14 protein-coding genes are annotated in these 16745 nt (G+C 69.8%); 7 read left to right on the top strand and 7 right to left on the bottom strand.

The window, feature by feature from the left end; translation table 11 throughout:
* Positions 1 to 32 precede the first annotated feature (32 nt).
* Both ABD211_RS00595 and ABD211_RS00600 read right to left on the bottom strand, forming a co-directional pair.
* Positions 33 to 857 (bottom strand): ABC transporter permease, encoded by an 825-nt coding sequence (locus ABD211_RS00595; RefSeq protein WP_344125014.1) that lies wholly within the window; start codon positions 855 to 857, stop codon positions 33 to 35.
* On the bottom strand, positions 854 to 1807 hold the full coding sequence (locus tag ABD211_RS00600) for an ATP-binding cassette domain-containing protein (protein ID WP_344125015.1): 954 nt from the start codon (positions 1805 to 1807) through the stop codon (positions 854 to 856). The genes ABD211_RS00595 and ABD211_RS00600 overlap by 4 nt, the downstream gene beginning before the upstream one ends.
* 292 nt (positions 1808 to 2099) lie before the next feature.
* Between ABD211_RS00600 and ABD211_RS00605 the strand changes: the two genes are divergently transcribed.
* The 4 genes from ABD211_RS00605 (at position 2100) to ABD211_RS00620 (ending at position 7105) form a co-directional block, all read left to right on the top strand.
* Positions 2100 to 3098, top strand: a complete 999-nt coding sequence (locus ABD211_RS00605; protein ID WP_344125016.1) for an NAD(P)-dependent oxidoreductase — start codon at positions 2100 to 2102, stop codon at positions 3096 to 3098.
* On the top strand, positions 3095 to 4063 hold the full coding sequence (locus tag ABD211_RS00610; RefSeq protein ID WP_344125017.1) for a Gfo/Idh/MocA family protein: 969 nt from the start codon (positions 3095 to 3097) through the stop codon (positions 4061 to 4063). Before ABD211_RS00605 ends, ABD211_RS00610 begins: the two co-directional genes overlap by 4 nt.
* 141 nt (positions 4064 to 4204) lie before the next feature.
* The gene (locus ABD211_RS00615) at positions 4205 to 6061 is read left to right on the top strand and encodes an ABC transporter ATP-binding protein (RefSeq protein ID WP_344125018.1); all 1857 of its coding nucleotides are present in this window, start codon (positions 4205 to 4207) and stop codon (positions 6059 to 6061) included.
* Positions 6062 to 6214: 153 nt separating this feature from the next.
* Positions 6215 to 7105, top strand: a complete 891-nt coding sequence (locus ABD211_RS00620; protein WP_344125019.1) for a hypothetical protein — start codon at positions 6215 to 6217, stop codon at positions 7103 to 7105.
* Between the two features lie 104 nt (positions 7106 to 7209).
* On the opposite strand, the gene ABD211_RS00625 is transcribed toward ABD211_RS00620, so the two are convergent.
* Positions 7210 to 8631, bottom strand: a complete 1422-nt coding sequence (locus ABD211_RS00625; protein ID WP_344125020.1) for a WGR domain-containing protein — start codon at positions 8629 to 8631, stop codon at positions 7210 to 7212.
* 274 nt (positions 8632 to 8905) lie between these two features.
* Between ABD211_RS00625 and ABD211_RS00630 the strand changes: the two genes are divergently transcribed.
* Positions 8906 to 9094 carry a hypothetical protein gene (locus ABD211_RS00630; RefSeq protein WP_344125021.1) on the top strand — a complete coding sequence of 63 codons (189 nt, stop codon included), beginning with the start codon at positions 8906 to 8908 and terminating at the stop codon, positions 9092 to 9094.
* 27 nt (positions 9095 to 9121) lie between these two features.
* Here ABD211_RS00630 and ABD211_RS00635 read toward each other — a convergent pair whose 3' ends face one another.
* On the bottom strand, positions 9122 to 10279 hold the full coding sequence (locus tag ABD211_RS00635) for an iron-containing alcohol dehydrogenase (protein ID WP_344125022.1): 1158 nt from the start codon (positions 10277 to 10279) through the stop codon (positions 9122 to 9124).
* A 1-nt stretch (position 10280) separates the two neighbouring features.
* A complete protein-coding gene (locus ABD211_RS00640; protein ID WP_344125024.1) occupies positions 10281 to 10586 on the bottom strand; it encodes an antibiotic biosynthesis monooxygenase in 306 nt (101 codons plus the stop codon).
* Here ABD211_RS00640 and ABD211_RS00645 point away from each other — a divergent pair.
* On the top strand, positions 10575 to 11246 hold the full coding sequence (locus ABD211_RS00645; RefSeq protein WP_344125026.1) for a hypothetical protein: 672 nt from the start codon (positions 10575 to 10577) through the stop codon (positions 11244 to 11246). The two genes, ABD211_RS00640 and ABD211_RS00645, sit on opposite strands and share 12 nt — an antisense overlap.
* A gap of 22 nt (positions 11247 to 11268) precedes the next feature.
* Here the strand turns inward: ABD211_RS00645 and ABD211_RS00650 are convergent, their stop codons facing one another.
* Both ABD211_RS00650 and ABD211_RS00655 read right to left on the bottom strand, forming a co-directional pair.
* Positions 11269 to 12918 carry a zinc metalloprotease gene (locus ABD211_RS00650; RefSeq protein WP_344125028.1) on the bottom strand — a complete coding sequence of 550 codons (1650 nt, stop codon included), beginning with the start codon at positions 12916 to 12918 and terminating at the stop codon, positions 11269 to 11271.
* A 32-nt stretch (positions 12919 to 12950) separates the two neighbouring features.
* Positions 12951 to 13811 (bottom strand): hypothetical protein, encoded by an 861-nt coding sequence (locus ABD211_RS00655; RefSeq protein ID WP_344125030.1) that lies wholly within the window; start codon positions 13809 to 13811, stop codon positions 12951 to 12953.
* A 138-nt stretch (positions 13812 to 13949) separates the two neighbouring features.
* On the opposite strand from ABD211_RS00655, the gene ABD211_RS00660 reads away from it, so the two are divergent.
* A complete protein-coding gene (locus ABD211_RS00660; protein WP_344125032.1) occupies positions 13950 to 16721 on the top strand; it encodes a helix-turn-helix transcriptional regulator in 2772 nt (923 codons plus the stop codon).
* Positions 16722 to 16745: the final 24 nt, after the last annotated feature.

Below are 16745 nucleotides of genomic sequence, written 5' to 3' on the forward strand. Positions count from 1 at the left end.
CAACCCTTCGTGGGGAACGACGTTGATCGGGGTCAGGGGCGTTGGTAGCGCCGCACGCCCAGGTAGGTGAACAGGATCGTGATGCCGCCCGTCCACAGGGCGTAGTGGACGAAGGGCGTGAGCAGGTCGCCACCGACCGCGAGGTGCCGGGACAGGTCGACCACCGAGGTCACCGGGTTGACGCGGGCGAAGGCCTGCAGCCAGCCCGGCATCTGGTCGATCGGGGCGAAGCCGGAGCTGCCGAAGACGAGCGGCAGCGTCGGCGTGATCAGCATCGTCTGGGCCGCCTCCGGATCGCGGGAGGTGAGTCCGACCCAGGCGGCGAACGAGGTCACCGCCAGGCCGAACAGTGCGATGGCGCCGATCGACGCGACGGCCCGCAGCGCGCCGAACTGGAACTGGAAACCGACGAATATGACCGCGATGGCGGCGAGCACCGCGGTCTGGACACTGATCCGGATCGTGTCGCTGATGGTCCGGCCGACCAGGGCGGCGGATCGCGCGATCGGCAGCGACCGCAGCCGGTCGTTCATCCCGGACGACGAGTCGTGCGACACGGCGACGCCGGTGCGCATCGCGGCCACCATCACGGCCTGCGTGAGCACCCCGGGGATGACGTAGTCGCGGTAGGCGACGCCCGGGATCCGGGCCACGTTGTTGAAGACGTAGGCGAACAGCATCATGTTGGTGAGCGGCTGCACGATGGACAGCAGCAGCAACTGCCGGTTCCGGTAGAACTTCAGCAGGTTGCGGTGCACCAGGGTGGCGATGTTCGCGCCGACCTGGCCGGGGGTCAGCCGGTCGATCTCCGGGAGCGCGCCGGGGCCGCCCGAGTGGCCGAGCTGGAGCAGGCTCATGAGCTCGCGCCCTCCGCGGTCAGGGCGGCGAAGACCTCGTCGAGTGAGGCGCGGCGCAGCGCGATGTCGTCCAGGAGGAGGTTCTCGGCGTCGAGGAGCCGGACGGCGTCGACGACCGAGTAGGTGCCGGAGGGCACGGTGACGTTCACCCTGCCGGCCACGGTGCCGGCTCCGATCGCGCTCTCCCCGAGGCCGGCCCGGTGGGCCAACAGCTTGGCCGCCTGGTCGGCGACGGTCTGCTCGGGTGCGACCAGCTCCAGAACGTCACCGCCGTAGGTCGCCTTGAGCTCGGCCGGCTTCCCCGAGGCGACCGCGCGTCCGTGGTTGACGACGGTGACGTGGTCGGCCAGGCGATCGGCCTCTTCGAGGTACTGGGTGGTGAGCACCACGGTCGTGCCCTCGCGTCCGAGGTCGCGTACGACGGTCCACAGCTCTTCCCGGCTCGGGGGGTCGAGGCCGGTTGTCGGCTCGTCGAGGAACAGCACCCCCGGCGGCTTGACCAGGCTGGCGGCCAGGTCCAGCCGCCGACGCATGCCACCCGAATAGGTACCGGTGAGCCGTCCGGCAGCCGCGCCGAGCATGAACCTTTCGAGCAGCTCGTCGGCCCGGCGTTTGGCCGCCGCGCGGGTCAGGTGGTACAGCCGGCCCACCATGATCAGGTTCTCGCGGCCGGTGAGGTCGCCGTCGACCGCCGCGTACTGACCCGTCAACGCGATGACCGTCCGCACGCTGTGCGACTGGCGGGCGATGTCGAATCCACCGACGAAGGCCTGGCCGGTGTCGGCGGTGTCGAGGGTGGTGAGGATCCGGATCGTCGTCGTCTTTCCCGCCCCGTTCGGACCGAGCAGGGCACCGACCGTTCCCTCCTGGACGTGGAGATCGAGTCCCTCCAGCGCCCGGGAGGAGCCGAAGGACTTCGTGAGCCCTTCCGCCACGACGCCCCGCTCCATCGATCACCTCGCCCGTCGACCACACAATGGATTGTGCATAATCTCTTGAGACGTGATCGTGGCGCGTGACGCCGAGCGTGCGCAAGCGTCGAAACGAGATGCTTACAAACTGGCCGTCAGCCGAAACACTGCAGGTAGCTGCCGAACATTACGAATCGAGAAACATTGTTAGGGCTGTGTTTCCGGTCTTGCTCTTCGGTTCCGGCCACGGTGATACTCGGCTGCATTGTGGATTATGCACAATGACCGCGCCGATCACCGTCGGCGCCACCGACTAGCTTCGAGGTGACAGGTGCCCGAACGAATCTTCGTCGTTCAGCCGATTCCCGAGCCGGCCCTGGAGATGATGCGCGCCGTCGCCGAGGTCGAGGTCTATCCGTACACGGACCGGATGGTCACGGTCGACGAGCTGTACGCCGTCTCCCGTCGCTGTGACTACATCTTCGCGATGCACGAGACGATGGTCCCGGCCGCGGTGGTGGCCGATCAGCCGCGCCTGAAGGGCATCGCCGTCGGTGGTAGGGACGCGTCCGACATGATCGACGTCCCGGCCTGCGAGGCGGCGGGCGTACAGATGATCCACGCGATGCCGGACGCGCAGCCCGCGGCCCGCGCCGGCAACGCCAAGGCCACCGCGGACCTGACCCTGAGCCTGCTGCTCTGCCTGGCCTACCGGGTCGTGGAGGCCGACCACTACACCCGCCGCAACGGTACGTTCCAGGAAATGACGATGGACCTGATGGGCCAGGGGTGCACCGGCAAGACCGTCGGGGTAATCGGGATGGGACGGGTGGCGCGCGAGCTCGTACCGAGGCTCAAGGCCGTTGATCTGCGGGTGGTCTACACCAAGCGGACCCGGCTGAGCGAGGAGGAGGAGCGCGAGCTGGGCATCGAGTGGGTCGGCGAGCTCGACGACCTGCTGGCGATGAGCGACTACGTGACGATGCTGGCCAACTACAACGCCAGCGCCCACATGATGATGGGCGCCGCCCAGTTCGCCCGGATGAAGCCGACGGCGTACTTCATCAACTCGGGCCGGGGCCGGCTGGTCGACGAGAAGGCGATGATCGACGCCCTGCAGAACGGTGTCATCGCGGGCGCCGGACTCGACGTGTACTGGCACGAGCCACCGGTGGTCCATGACCCGTTCGTGCCGCTCGAGCTGCGCAAAATGGACAACGTCGTCCTGGCGCCCCACAACGGCGGCGCCACCTGGGACTCACGGACCAGGCAGACGCTCGGGATGGCGCGGGCGCTGGTCGCCCACATCGAGGCCGGTGGAACCGCGTGAGCCCGTCCGGGGTGTTGCGGTGGGGCCTCGTCGGGACCTCGGGCTACGCAGAGCGGGCGTGCCTGCCCGCGTTCGCACAGACGGAGTCCGCTGAGCTTGTCGCGGTGGCCAGCAGTTCGCCCGAGCGGGCCGCCGGGTTCGCGGCCACCCACGCGATCCCGGCCGGTTACGGCAGCGTCGACGCGTTGTGCGCCGACGACAGCGTACGGGCGGTGTGGATCGCCTCGGCCAGCCATCAGCACGTCGAGCACGCCCACGCGGTCATCGCCGCGGGCAAGGACGTACTCCTGGAGAAGCCGACCGCGCTCAATGCCAAGCAGGGCTGGGAACTGGTCGAGGCGGCCGCTGCCGCCGGGGTCAGGTTGGCCACCGGCTACCAGGCGCGGTACGTGCCGGCGCACCAGAAGATGCGCGACCTCATCGGCTCCGGTGAGCTCGGCACGGTGGTGGCCCTGCGGTCCCTCTACGGCATGCGCCGCACGGGGCCGCCCCGCACCTGGCGCGGCGAGAAGGAACTGGCGAGGTGGGGCGTGCTGGCTGACATCGGTACGCACCACATCGACCTGATGCGCATGCTGATCGGCGAGGTCACCCACGCGACCGGGTACACCGCGCACCAGCGGGGCTTCGAGACCGAGGACCTCGCGGTCGCGTCGCTGCGCTTCGCCTGCGGCGCGCTCGGCACCATGACCGTGACCGGCAGCTACTTCCGGCCGACCACGGTGATGGAGATCGTCTGCACCGAAGGCTCGGTCATCGCGGTGGACACGTCACCGGACGGTCAGGGCCGCGCGACGATGGTGCGCGCCGACGGCACGGCCATCGACATCACCGGCGAGACGCCCAACTCCGTCCAGGCGCAACTGGCGACCGTGACCGCGGCCTTCCTCGGCGGCGACGTCGCGTACGCGACGGGCGACGACGGCGCGCGCAACCTCGAGATCCTGGAAATGATCGCGCCCTGACGAGCCTTTTGTTAAGCCTTGCGACCTCGATGTAAGCAATCGATGTCAGCGGTTGCCAACGGGTGGCGAGGCTCGAATCGTAGGTAAGCAAACACTGTGCACAATCCATCACCAGCGAGTCGCAGAGCGGAGAGTGCGGTCATGCCAGGCAAGGGCGCGGGACTGCTGGAGGTGGACTCGGTGTCGGTCCGGGTCGACGCCGCCACGCCGTACGAGATCCTCTCCGACGTCAGCCTGTCCCTGTCGGCCGGCGACGTCCTCGGCCTGGTCGGCGAGTCCGGCTCAGGGAAGACGACGCTGTCGTTGGCGCTGCTGGGCTACGCCCGCCCGGGGACCGAACTCTCCGGCTCGATCCGCATCGACGGCACTGAGATCCTGGCGACCACCGAGGTCGCCCGCCGGCGGGCCCGCGGGCATCTGGTGTCCTACGTGCCCCAGGATCCGATGACGGCGATGAATCCAGCCCTGCGCATCGGCGTCCAGCTCGAAGAGATGCTGGCGCCGAGCCGCGGGCAGGCGCGTCGGGACAACCGGCTGCGGATCAGCGAACTGCTGGACAAGGTGCACCTGCCCACGGACGAGGGGTTCCGCAAGCGCTACCCGCACCAGCTCTCCGGCGGCCAGCTCCAACGCGTCAGCATCGCGATGGCGATGCTGAACCGGCCCCGCCTGATCGTGTTCGACGAACCGACGACCGGGCTCGACGTCACCACCCAGAGCCGCGTGCTGGACACCATCAGCGAGCTCATCGGCAGCGAGAACGCCGCCGCGGTCTACGTGACGCACGACCTGACCGTGGTCGGATCGATCGCGAACCGGGTCGCGGTCATGTACGCGGGCATGCTGGTCGAGGAGACGTCGACCGCCACGCTGCTGACCCGTGCGGCCCACCCGTACGCGCGACGGCTGGTCCTCGCCACGCCGAGCGCCTCGCGCCGGCGGGAGCTGGTCGGGATCCCGGGCACCCCCGTGAGCCCGAAGGACCGCGGCCCGGGCTGCGCGTTCGCGGCCCGGTGCGAGCTGCGGGAGCCCATCTGCACCGAACAGGCACCCGAGCTGGTCGAGGTCGGGCCCGGCCACCGTGCGCGCTGCCACCGGACCGGGGTCGTCCGGGCCCACGCCGACCTGGCCAGCGTGCCGGACCGGTCGTCCGCCTGGGAGGCGCGGCCGGCCGAGGACCCGGCGCTGCTCACGCTGTCCGGGGTCAGGGCGTTCTACGGACGGCACCAGATCCTGCACGACGTCAACCTGTCGGTGCGGGAGGGCACCTGTCTGGCACTGGTCGGCGAGTCGGGAAGCGGAAAGACCACGCTCGCCCGCTGCCTCAGCGGACTGCACCCGGAGACCACGGCCGGGAACATGACCTTCGCGCAGCGGAGCGTGCCGTGGCCCGCCCGCGAACGTACGGCGTCCAACCTGCAGGAGATCCAGTACATCTTCCAGAACCCGCTCGGGTCATTGAACCCACGGCACACCATCGGCCGGATCGTCGCCGCGCCGCTGATGACGTTCGGTCTCGGTGGGCAGGGCATGAGCCGCCGACGTCGCGTACGCGAACTCCTCGAGCAGGTCGCCCTGCCGGCGGACTACGAGCACCGGTACCCGGCGCAGCTCAGCGGCGGCGAGCGGCAGCGCGTGGCGATCGCGCGGGCCCTGGCCGCGCAACCCCGGCTGCTCGTGTGCGACGAGATCACCTCGTCGCTGGACGTGTCGATCCAGGCGTCGATCCTGCAGCTGCTCGGCCAGCTCCGCCAGACGACGAACCTCACGCTGCTGTTCATCACCCACCACATCGGCCTGGTGCGGGCGATCGCGGACGACATCGTCATCCTCAACCGGGGCCACGTGGTCGAACGTGGCGTCGCCTCCGACGTCCTGGACCGGCCCAGCGACCCGTACACGATCGAGCTGCTGTCGAACACTCCGAGCATGGACAACGTGACCAGCGATCCCGCCCGGCGGGCGGTTGCCGCGATGCCCGCGCGCGCGGTCGCCTGAGCCGGCGCCATCTTCGCGGTGACTGGTCCCAGGAGCCGTCGCAGATGCGACACGCGGCCCTGCTGTCCGGTGCATGACCTACGCAAGCAAATCCGTCGATGGCCCATAACGGTGGAGCGCACCCCGCAGGTCGCCGCCGTAAAGGAGCATCGTATGCAACTCTTCAGAGGCAACGTCGCGACCGACATCAACGGTCGTACCCTCGCCCGGGTGGGCATCGCCGCGGCGCTGGCTTGTCTCACCGTGTTCTCGATGTCGTCACCAGCCCTGGCGGATCCGCAGCCGGACAACCCTGTCGAGCATCCCACCGCGGGGTGGTCGGGCCAGTGGCAGTTCTCCGGTCCGCATGCCTGGTCACTCACGATGACCATGCCGGGCGCCGTGGTCGCCATCACGGGCTGGGACGAGGACAACAGCCGCTACTTCTCCGGCACGATCACCGATACGACATCGGTCAAACGATGCTCCACCATCAAGTTCTACGAGGGCGGCGGCATGGCGTACTACACGGCGTGCGACGGGACCGTCTCCTTCTCGCAGTTCGACAACACGCCAGGCACCTACGACTTTGAACTGCGCCAGTCGGGCGACTATCACGAGGGCACGAACCAGAACCTGTGGAATGCCGTGTCGTACCTGACCGTGCCGTCCACCAAGTACCACGCCGAACTGCGCGCGACGGGCACCGGAGCGAGTTGGAACTATGTCTCTGCGAGCCAGGTCAACTATTGGATTATTCGTCCTGGTGGCAGCGTGTTCGGGACGGCCAATGGGGACGGCGCCGGCGCTCGCTCCACGTCGGCGACGATCTACGCTGCTGAGTGCACCCGGACTCGCATCGCCGATTCGGGGGACACGGTCGTGGCCACGAAGGACGTGTGCGCGGGGCAATCGCCCGGCACCATCTCCGCGTCCAATTTCGGGGGGTACCACGGGTTTGAGGTGGAGAACTGCGTGGTCCGGCCCCTGGTGACTGTCGTAGGTGGCGGCACCACGGTCGGCCGTCCCGGGCCGCAGCATTGCGTCCCGCTCAATGTCAGGTAGGAGTTTGTAGCGGGGCGCCCAGGACCGTCGGCGCCAGCACGGGGCCTGCGCAAGCGGTTGCTCAGGCCCCGGCGGTGCCGTGGTCAGATCGTGCCGTGGTCAGATCACACGAGGCGGCGGATGTCGCCCAGCGCCCGGTAGAACCCGCCGCGGCTGGCCTCGCGGACCTCGGTGACGAGGTAGCGGGCGTTGGCCTCGCGGATGCCCTTCGGGAACTGAACCTGCCACGTCTGGTCGTAGCCGGGGCTGACCACCCGGATGCGCAGGCGGCTGCCCTCCTGGACGCACTCGACGATGACGCCCGCGGAGGTGTCGCTGGTTACCTCGACGGTGGTCGACGGGGCGACGCTGTCCAGCCGCGCCGGCGCCTTCACATCGACGTACTGGGGCACGACGCCCTGCTCGGCGGCGCGCACGGCCGCCTCGCTCGCGTCAATGCAGGCCAGCGAGCCGTCCGTGGTGACGATGTAGAGCTTCTCGTCGTGATACTGCATCGAGTACGCGCTGCCGCAGCCGGTGCCCAGCTTCCACAGGCGCTGGCCGTCGGCGGCGAAGCAGTACACCGAGGAGCGGTTGTCGCCGGCGAAGACGTAGCGGCCGTCGGGGGCGGCGGCGTTGGAGAACACGGTGTCGTCGCAGCGGTACGTGACGCCGGCATCCCCGGACTTGGTGAACTGCATGACAGAGTTGGACGACATGCCGGCGTAGACGGCGTCGGCCTCCTGCCAGCCGAAGAGCACCGCACCACCGGTGGGCTGGTGCCACAGCTCCTTGCCGGTGCGCCAGTCGTAACTGGTCACGCCCCGGCTGTGGCCGTGGTGCACGGCGTCGGCGTCGCAGCGCACCATCCACCCGGAGGAGCCGCGACCCTTCCGGCGCCACAGGAACTCGTCCTCGTGGTCGATGGTGCACACGCCGCCCTCGGCGTCGGAGACGCCGAGGACACCGTCGTGGATGTCCAGCCAGTAGATGTCGATGTCGGGCGCGATCGCGTAGGCCAGGCGCGGCACCTTGCCCGACAGGTCGTAGACGTTGCCGTCGTCGCAGCCGGCGTAGATCCAGGCGTCGTCGCTGACGATGCACTTGACCCCGTCGGGCAGCTGGAACTGCCGCTCCACCGTGGCGTCGTGACGCAGGACGGTGATCGTGCCGCGCTCGTTGCCGACCATGCACACGTCGTCGTCGATGAAGATGCCGAAGGCCGGCGCGCCCGAGCGGTATTTCCACAGCACCGGCGCCGTCTTCGCCGTCGACCGCTGGGAGACGATCTGCCGTCGGGTCACCGAGCGGCGCGCACGCTGCCCGGGGATGGCCGGGGCGTAGCCCTTGCGCACCTTCTCGCCGACCTTCTTCGCGGCGTCGGCCAGCGCTTTCGCCTCGTCGGCATAGGTGGTGGTCTTCGTCTGTCCGGCGTCGCCGATGCGCCCGTACCGGATCGACATCTCGTTGCCGTCAACGGTGACCTCGTAGAACTTGTGCGCACTACCGGTGTCCTCGGACAGCTCCAGATACGTCGTGTGCGGCATCGGTCAAACCTTTCTTGTCGAGCGGGGACGGCGACAGCGTAGCGACGGGGCACGACAAGGACACGCCCACGCCGGTGGACTTCGCTCGGCGAGCAGGTGGCTCTGCGTCATGCTGTGGACAGTGGACTCGCGCTGATCTCTAACGGATCGGTGACCCTATCGAGTGGATCGAGATGGAGTTGGGTGTCTGGCCCGATGCCGACCCGGTCGGGGCCGACCGATGATCGCGCTGTTGGGCGCAATCGCCGCGTGTGTAGCGCTGCTGGTGTGGCCGGTGGCGGTACGCGCTGAGCGTCGCCGGCGTATAGCCGACGACCTGCGGAAGAACGCTGAGGGCCGGGCCACGCTGCTGGTGACGTGGCGGACCAACGGCGGCGGCCCGGCGCGCACGATCTTCGTCGCGGCGTTCACCGTCGGCATTGTGCTGGCGATGGTCTATCTGGCCAGCACTCCCGGTCGGTAGGTGACGCCCTGCCAAACGGCCTCGCGATCACATCGCTGCGTCGAGGGCGGCGTGCAGTTCGTCGGGTTCGAGGACGATCGGGTTGCCCTGCATGCTGCTCGCCTTGGCGGCCTTGGCGACGATGTCGTCGGCGTGCTCGGGTCGCAGCCCGTACGCGCCGAGCCCGCCGACGCCCAGCATGGTCTGCGTCTCGCGCAGCCAGCCGACGCCGTCGGTGACGGAAGCGTCGGGTCGCCCCGTCAGGATCCGCGCCGCCTCCTCGTAGCGGGCCAGGGCGGGCGAGTCGGGCTGCCGGGCGCGCAGCGCGCGCGTGTTCGCCGCGACGACGGGTGCCAGCAGGGCTGCGCAGGCCATGCCGTGCGGGATGTCCACCGTCGCGCCGATGACGCCGGCGAACCCGTGGACCGCGCCGAGCTTCGCGTTGGCCAGCGCCATCCCACCCAGCACGCTGCACAGGGACATGTCGCCGCGCGCGTCGACGTCCGTCCCGTCCGCGTAGGCCCGCCGCAGCCCGGTCGCCGCGCGCCGCAACCCCTCGCGTGCGAGCGCGTCGGTGAGCGGGTTCGCCCGTACGGACACGAACGGCTCCAGGCACTGGGTGAGCGCGTCGAGTCCGCTCGAGGCCGTCACGCTCGGCGGGCAGCCCAGGGTCAGGAGTGGATCGACCAACGCGACCCGGGGGATCATCAACGGGCTGCGCAGGCTCGCCTTGATCCGGTGTTCGGGGGACGAGAGCACGGCGTTGGCCGTCACCTCGGCGCCCGTGCCGGCCGTGGTCGGCACGGCCACCAGCGGCACCGACGGCCGGGTGATGCCCCGTCCGTGTCCGATCAGCTCAAGGTAGTCGAGCGGATCGCCGCCGTTGGCGACGATCATGGCGGCAGCCTTGGCGAGGTCGATCACGCTGCCGCCGCCCACGGCGACCACCACGTCGGCGCCCTGTTCTCCGGCGGCGCGCACGGCGGCGCGCGCGTCATCGAGCGTCGGCTCCCCACCGACGGCGAACACTGAGTATGGGACCCCGAGGCCCGCGAGAAGGTGCTCGTGTCGGGCCGGATGCGCTCCGGTGTAAACGATGGCGCGGCTGCCGATGCCAGCGACGATCGGGGGCAGTTCGGCCGCACGGCCGGCACCCACGATCAGCCGGGCGGCCGTGGCGAACTCGAAGGACGCTCCGCTTTCCACCTCAGCTCGTCCATCGCGCGCTGTCGTCGGGAAAGACGACGGAGAATTTCGTGGACTCCCGCGGCACGGCCATCATCTCGGCGACGGCATCGCGCCAGACGGCGTAGTGGGCCGTCTGCTTGTGCGCGGCCGCCGCGTCGGGATCCCGGTACACCTCGACCAGCACGACGCGCGTCGCATCCGACTCGTCCCGCAGGACGTCGAAACGCAGGACACCCGGCTCCGTCACCGACGCCCGGGCGTTGACCAGCGTCGCGGCGAGGAAGTCGTCGACCCGGTCGGGGACCACCTGAACATGAACGTGCACCACGAGCATCCGTCCATCGTGCCGCATCCGCGCCGCCACGGCTGGAAAGTCAACACCGGAGCCACCATCATCTGGCAGGATGCTCCGATGCCGGGTGACTCATCCATGACCTACCGGCGGGTGGGTCGGATCCTTTACGAGATCGGCATGGTCTCCGGGGACGGGATGCGACGCGTCGTTGACGAGTTCGCGGACGTGGCGGATGACGAGTTGAGCCACTACGGGGCCGCGTGCGCCCTGGGATCCTTCGGGGTGGCGGTCAGCATCCACGCCGACGACATCGACTCCATCTATGAGGATTACGCGCATCTGCTCGCGACGGCCGCCCAGGTCGCCGGCGACAGGGTCCAAGTGACCAACGTACGGATCGTCGAGGGCGAAGGTGACTTCGAGGACGGTCGGTGTGACCGGCTGGAATTCGAACGCGACGGCGCGCCCGTTTCCATTGACGCCGAGCACTTCGCGGACGACTACTACGACCCCATCGCAGCCTCGGTCGCGATCCGCCACACCGCCGCAGATGACGATCCCCGCTCCTGGCACAACGTCAGGTTCGACCGCGAGCCACATCGCGTCTACGACGACATCATGATCCTTGCGACGCCTGACCAGGCCGCAGCGCTCCAGGAACACCTGGGCTTCCAGCTTCTCCCCGCCTGAACCTCGGCGGGGAGCCTGGCGTTCATCGCGGGATGTACCAGCAGTTCAACCGGTTGCCGGTAGCGATCGGCAGCATCCGACAGTAACTGTACGGCGAGGTCCAGGCCGGGCTGTCGTATGACATCACGTCGTAGGCGGTGGTGCGTCCCGTCGTGTCCTGACCGGAGACCAGGGAGTAGGTCGGCGAGTAACGCAGTCCAACGTAGGGGCCGAGGCCTCCGTCGGCGCGAGGGTAGTCGGCGTTGAGCCAGGTGTGTGCCTGCCCGAGCCCGTGTCCGATTTCGTGGGCCAGGGTGAGGCCCTGCTCACTGGGGACGCGTTCACCGAGCAGGGTGATGGCATGGTTGCCCTTCGAGGTGGTCTTGTGATTGCCGTGGTGGCCGTCGTCGAGTTCGGGCAGCATGACGGCGAGCCAGCAGCCACCGTTCGGGCACAGGGCGTCGACCTTGGCCTCGGTCCACGACCGCACGTCGAGGTAGCCGGGGCAACTCCAGCGCCCGTCGGCGCCGAGGACGGCCTTGCAGTCGAACAGGGCGTAGGCCTGGTCCACCCACGTCAGATCGTTGATGTTGAGGCTCGAGATGGGCAGTGCGTTCTCGGCTGTCGCCCGTTGCTGGTACCACACCGAGGCCCGTCGGGCCGGCCAGACCGGGCCGGTCAGGCCGACCTGGGCCTGCATCGCGGGTGGGATGTTGGTCCAGCCGATCCGCGCGGCGGTCAGGTTGATCACGACCGGTGCTCCGTTCGGCCCGAAGGCGACCGGCCGCGAGCGCACCGACTGCCATCCCCCGCCGCGCGAGGCGGGCGGTATGACGGTCACGGTGATCCGTCGGCTGCCCGCGTTGGTGAAGGGACGGGGCAGTTCGAACAGGAAGCTGTTGGTGAGGCTCTGCCGGTCGCTGCCGGTGAACGACGCGGTGATCGTGGTGTTGACCAGCGGATAGGTGACCCCCGTCTGTCCCTCCACGGTCAGGGTGGCGGTGACGCCGGACAGCGGCCCCAACCCGTCGTCGAACCCCTTGACGTAGGCCCTGACGAAGGTGCGCTTGTAGGCGATCATCGGCACGGCGGCGTCGGGCGTCTGTACGCCCTGTGTCACCTCGAGCTTTTCGATCGTCACCCGGCCCGGTGCCCTGAACACCTCGGTGCGGATCGTCCAGGCGCCGGAGTTGTCGGCGTAGTTGGGGTCGTTGACGTAGTACAGCAGGCGGACGGGATAGCCGGTGGGCGCGGCGGTGCAGCTGCTCAGCGTGCCGGTCATCATCGGGCTGCCGACCCAACCGCCGGGTTTGTTGTTCCACCGGGCCACCGAGCTGTACTCGTACAGCCCCGGGAACGGCCACGTCGACGGCGCGACCAGTCCGATGCCGTACGGGCCGACCCCCGTACCGGAACTGTCGTACGTCATGGTGCCGGTGACGGTCACCCGCACCACGTCGCCGGGGAGGATCTCGTTGTCCGGTTCGGTGACGTTGGGAAAGCCGGCGCCGACCATGCCGCCCCAGTGGTTGGTGTACTCGACGACGTCCGGCGCCCCGCCCTGCTGGCACCGCTGCATGGCGGTGAGCACGACTGCCGTTCCGGCCTGGGCCGCCGTGCCGGGCGGCAGGGCGACCACGCCGATGAGGGCGACGGTCAGTACGGTGAGGGCTTTCCGAAGGTGACGTGCCACGATGCGCTCCGATCTGCGTGCTGGTCGGGGTGCTACTGCTGCCAGACGGTGTAGGAGATGGTCAGTGGCGCGTCGCCGCCCGGGACCGCGCGGATCTGGATGGCGATGACGTTGCCCTCGGCGGAGCGCGCGCAGGCCCAGTCGCCGGCCCGCATCTGTCCGACCTCGATGAGGTCGTAGTCGTGGGACTCCAGCTCGGCGACGCAGCCGCGCAGGTCCGGCTTCGCGCTGATTCGGGTGATCGGGTACTTGCCGCCGACGGCGGTCCACAGCTCGCGGCCGTCCGCTACCCACCAGAGGTCGGCCCCGGGGCGCACCTCGCCGATCATGCCGGTCTCGGCGTCGAGGTAGTCCTGGTCCTGCAGCGTCACCACGGCCGTACGCAGGACGGCGCCCTTCGACGGCGGGTCGACTGCCGGGGTGGTGCTCGGGGCGCCTGTCGTGTCGGCGGCGCCAGAGGTGGCCATCAGGGTCGGCGTGGCAACGCCCGTTCCGGTCGGCTCGCCGCTGGCCTGGCCGCCATGGCCGGTGGCCGCCGTGACCGGGCCGCCGGTCCAGTAGCGGTCGAGGACCGCGCCGGAGGTGCCGGCACCGATCGTGATGAGCAACGCCATCAGAAGCGCCCGGCGCCCGACCGGACGGCCGTGCAGGTGCACCAACCCGAGGAAGCCGGCGAGGACCGACAACAGCCCGGCGACGAGTACGCCGATGCGTGAGCCGGTGGTCAGCAGTTGTGCGACGGCCGCGATGTCGGCGACCGAGCTGAGCCCGGCCAGCGCGGTGGCCCGTTTGACCGAGCCTTGCCATTCACCGTCGACCGGTCCGGTCGTGCCGACGGTGTGGAAGGCGCCGGGCGTACCGGAGACAGCAGGTGGCGGCTGCGTCTGGGGCATTCTCACGGATCCTCAATTCGTGCGTCGGAGTGGGTCCCGCTGCGACCGACGGTACGGACGGAGCGGTCGCGAGAAATCGGAAGAAGTTCGCGACATTGCCCTTCGCGTCTGCTGACCCGCTTCGAGCAGGAGGACACAATGGATGCTGACGGCGACGGGAAGGGCGGGTGCATGGTGACGGTCATCGGCCGTGCGGCCGAGACGGCCCGCCTGCTGGCCGAACTGGGCCGCAACGACGTTCCGTTCGCCGTATCGATCGAGGGCGAGGCGGGCATCGGCAAGACGGTCCTGCTCGATGAGGTCGTCACGGCCGCGCACGGCGCGCGGGTCCTACGTGCGAGGTGCGTGCAGGCCGAGTCGGGCCTCGGCTACGCCGGCCTGATCGACCTGCTCGGCCCGTACACCACCCAGGTGCTCGACCTGCTCCCCGCGCCCCAACGACGGGCGCTCGAAGTGGCGTTGCTGCTGTCGGACGCCGGCCGGGACATCATCGACCTCCACGCGGTGAGCCGGGCGTTGCTGACCAGCCTGGAACTGTTGGCCCGCGACGCGTTCACGTTGCTCGTCATCGACGACATACAGTGGCTCGATCCGCCGACGGGACGGGCGTTGGCCTTCGCGCTCCGCCGGCTTGAGGGAACGGCGGTCGGGTTGCTGGCGACCCGGCGCACGGAGAGTCCCAACGACCCGTATCCGGTCGATCTGGTTGGCGTACGCCACACGCGCGTGGCCCTGCAACCGCTGGCCGACGAGACGCTGGCCGCGATCGTGCGGCTCAACTCGACCGCGACCCTGCCGAGCGCGACCGTGTCGCGGCTGGTCACGGTCGCGGGCGGCAATCCGATGTACGCGCTGGAACTCGCCGCGCATCAGTCGGCACAGGCGCAGGACGAGTCGTGGTGGACGCTGCCGCCGAAGCTTCACACGCTCCTCGCCGGCCGGCTCGACCGGCTCTCCGCGCAGGTCACCCTGCCGTTGGCCGCGGTGGCCACGATGCGACATCCCACGGTGGCCGGCATCGGCGCCGCGCTGGGCACGGCCGCTGCGCAGGACCTGCGGCCCGCGCTGGACTCCGGCGTGCTGTCCGTGGTGGAGGGCCGGCTGCGCTTCGTTCATCCACTCCTCGGCATGGCGGCCCGGGCACGCCTCACCGCGTCGGAGCGTCGTGACCTGCACCGTCGGATCGCCGCAGTCGTCGCCGACCCGGAGGAGCGAGCCAGGCATCTCACCGAGGCCGCCGACGGTCCGGATGCCGCCACGGCGGCCGACATCGAGCGGGGAGCCGACGCCGCCCGCGCGCGGGGCGCCCCGGAGATCGCCGCCGAACTGGCCGAGGCGGCCGCCCGGCTGACGCCGGCAGCGGACGTCGTGGGCGTCTGTCGTCGGCTGAGCGCGGCGGCGTACCACCATGTGACCGCGGGGAACGTGGCGCGTGGCCGCCAGAGACTGGCCGCCGCCCTCGACCTCGCGCCAGCCGGTGGTGCGCACGCAGAGCTGCGCTGGCGGCTGGGCATGTTGACCCACCTCGACGGTGACACGGACAGCGCGGTGTCCATATTGGAGGCGGCGCTGGTCGACGCGGCCGATGATCCGCCCATGCAGGCGACGGTCGAGCGCAAGCTGGCAGGTCTGTACCGGCTGCAGGGCCGGATGTCCCGCTCGCTCGAGGTGGCGGACAACGCGTTGCGGTGGGCCCGCGCTGCCGGCGGGAAGAACGTGCTGCTCGAGTCCTTGACGGCCTATGCCGGAACGATCCTGCTCCTGGACGGCGCGATACCGGCGCCGATGTGGCATCAGCTCGACCAGTTGGCGCGGGGCGCGGCGGTCACCGCCGCCCACCATGATCCGGACGGCTTCCTCGCCGTCGCCGACTACACCGTCGGCAACCCGGTCAACGCCGTTGCCCGCCTGGAACGAGTCCTTGGCCGGGCCGTCGCGCACGGTGATGAACTGGGCCAGATCTGGGCTGCCAGCTACCTCGCGCACGCCGAGCTGGTGGCCGGCCGGTGGCAACAGGCCCGCAGTCTGGCCACCGACGCGCTGGACCGGGCCCGACGACTGCCCTCCGTGCTTCAGCTGGGCTCAGCCCTTCACGCGGCAGCCCTGGTGGAAGCACATTTCGGCGAGGCGGACACAGCGCGCACGCACATCGCGGAGCACCTGTCCATGCTCGCCGACTCCGGCCTCAGATACCCCGCGTGCTGGGCCCGGTCGATCAGTGGTTTTCTCTCCTACAGCCTCGGCGACCCGCGGGCCGCGCACGAGGTGCTCGGCCCGCTCATCCGCGAACTGCGCGACATGGGCATCCGGGCCGCCGTGCGACCGCACCTCGTCTGGTACGACATCGACGCGATGGTGGAACTGGGCGATCTCGACGGAGCCGCCGCGCTGGCCGAGGAGCTGCGTAGCTCCGCCGCCGCGCTCGACCGTCCCGCCGCGATGATGACCGCCAACCGGGGCGCGGCGCTGGTGCGGGCCGCGCGCGGCGACCTGCCGGCGGCGACGAGCGCCCTGGCTGCCTCGCTCGCCGTCGCCGACGAGCTGGGCACGCCGTTCGAGCGTGCCCGGACCCTGCTGGCGTTGGGCACCGTGCTCCGCCGGGGTAAGCAGAAGCGCGCGGCCCGTGACCGTCTCCACGAGGCCCGGGACATCTTCGACACGCTCGGGGCGGGTGCCTGGTCGGCCCGGTCGGCTACGGAGCTGACGCGTATCGGCGGGCGCCAACCGACGTCGCACCTGACCGGCACCCAACGCCAGATCGCGCGACTGGTGGGCGAGGGCCTCACCAACCAGGAGATCGCCGACCAGCTGTTCCTCAGCGTGAAGACCGTCGCGGGCCACCTCACCGGCATCTACGCGAAGCTGGGCGTGCGCTCCCGTACCGAACTCGCCCGTCACCAACACGGCTGAACGCCCACCGCGCAGGTCGTAGCT

The organism is Luedemannella flava (assembly GCF_039528515.1).
GTDB lineage: Bacteria > Actinomycetota > Actinomycetes > Mycobacteriales > Micromonosporaceae > Luedemannella > Luedemannella flava.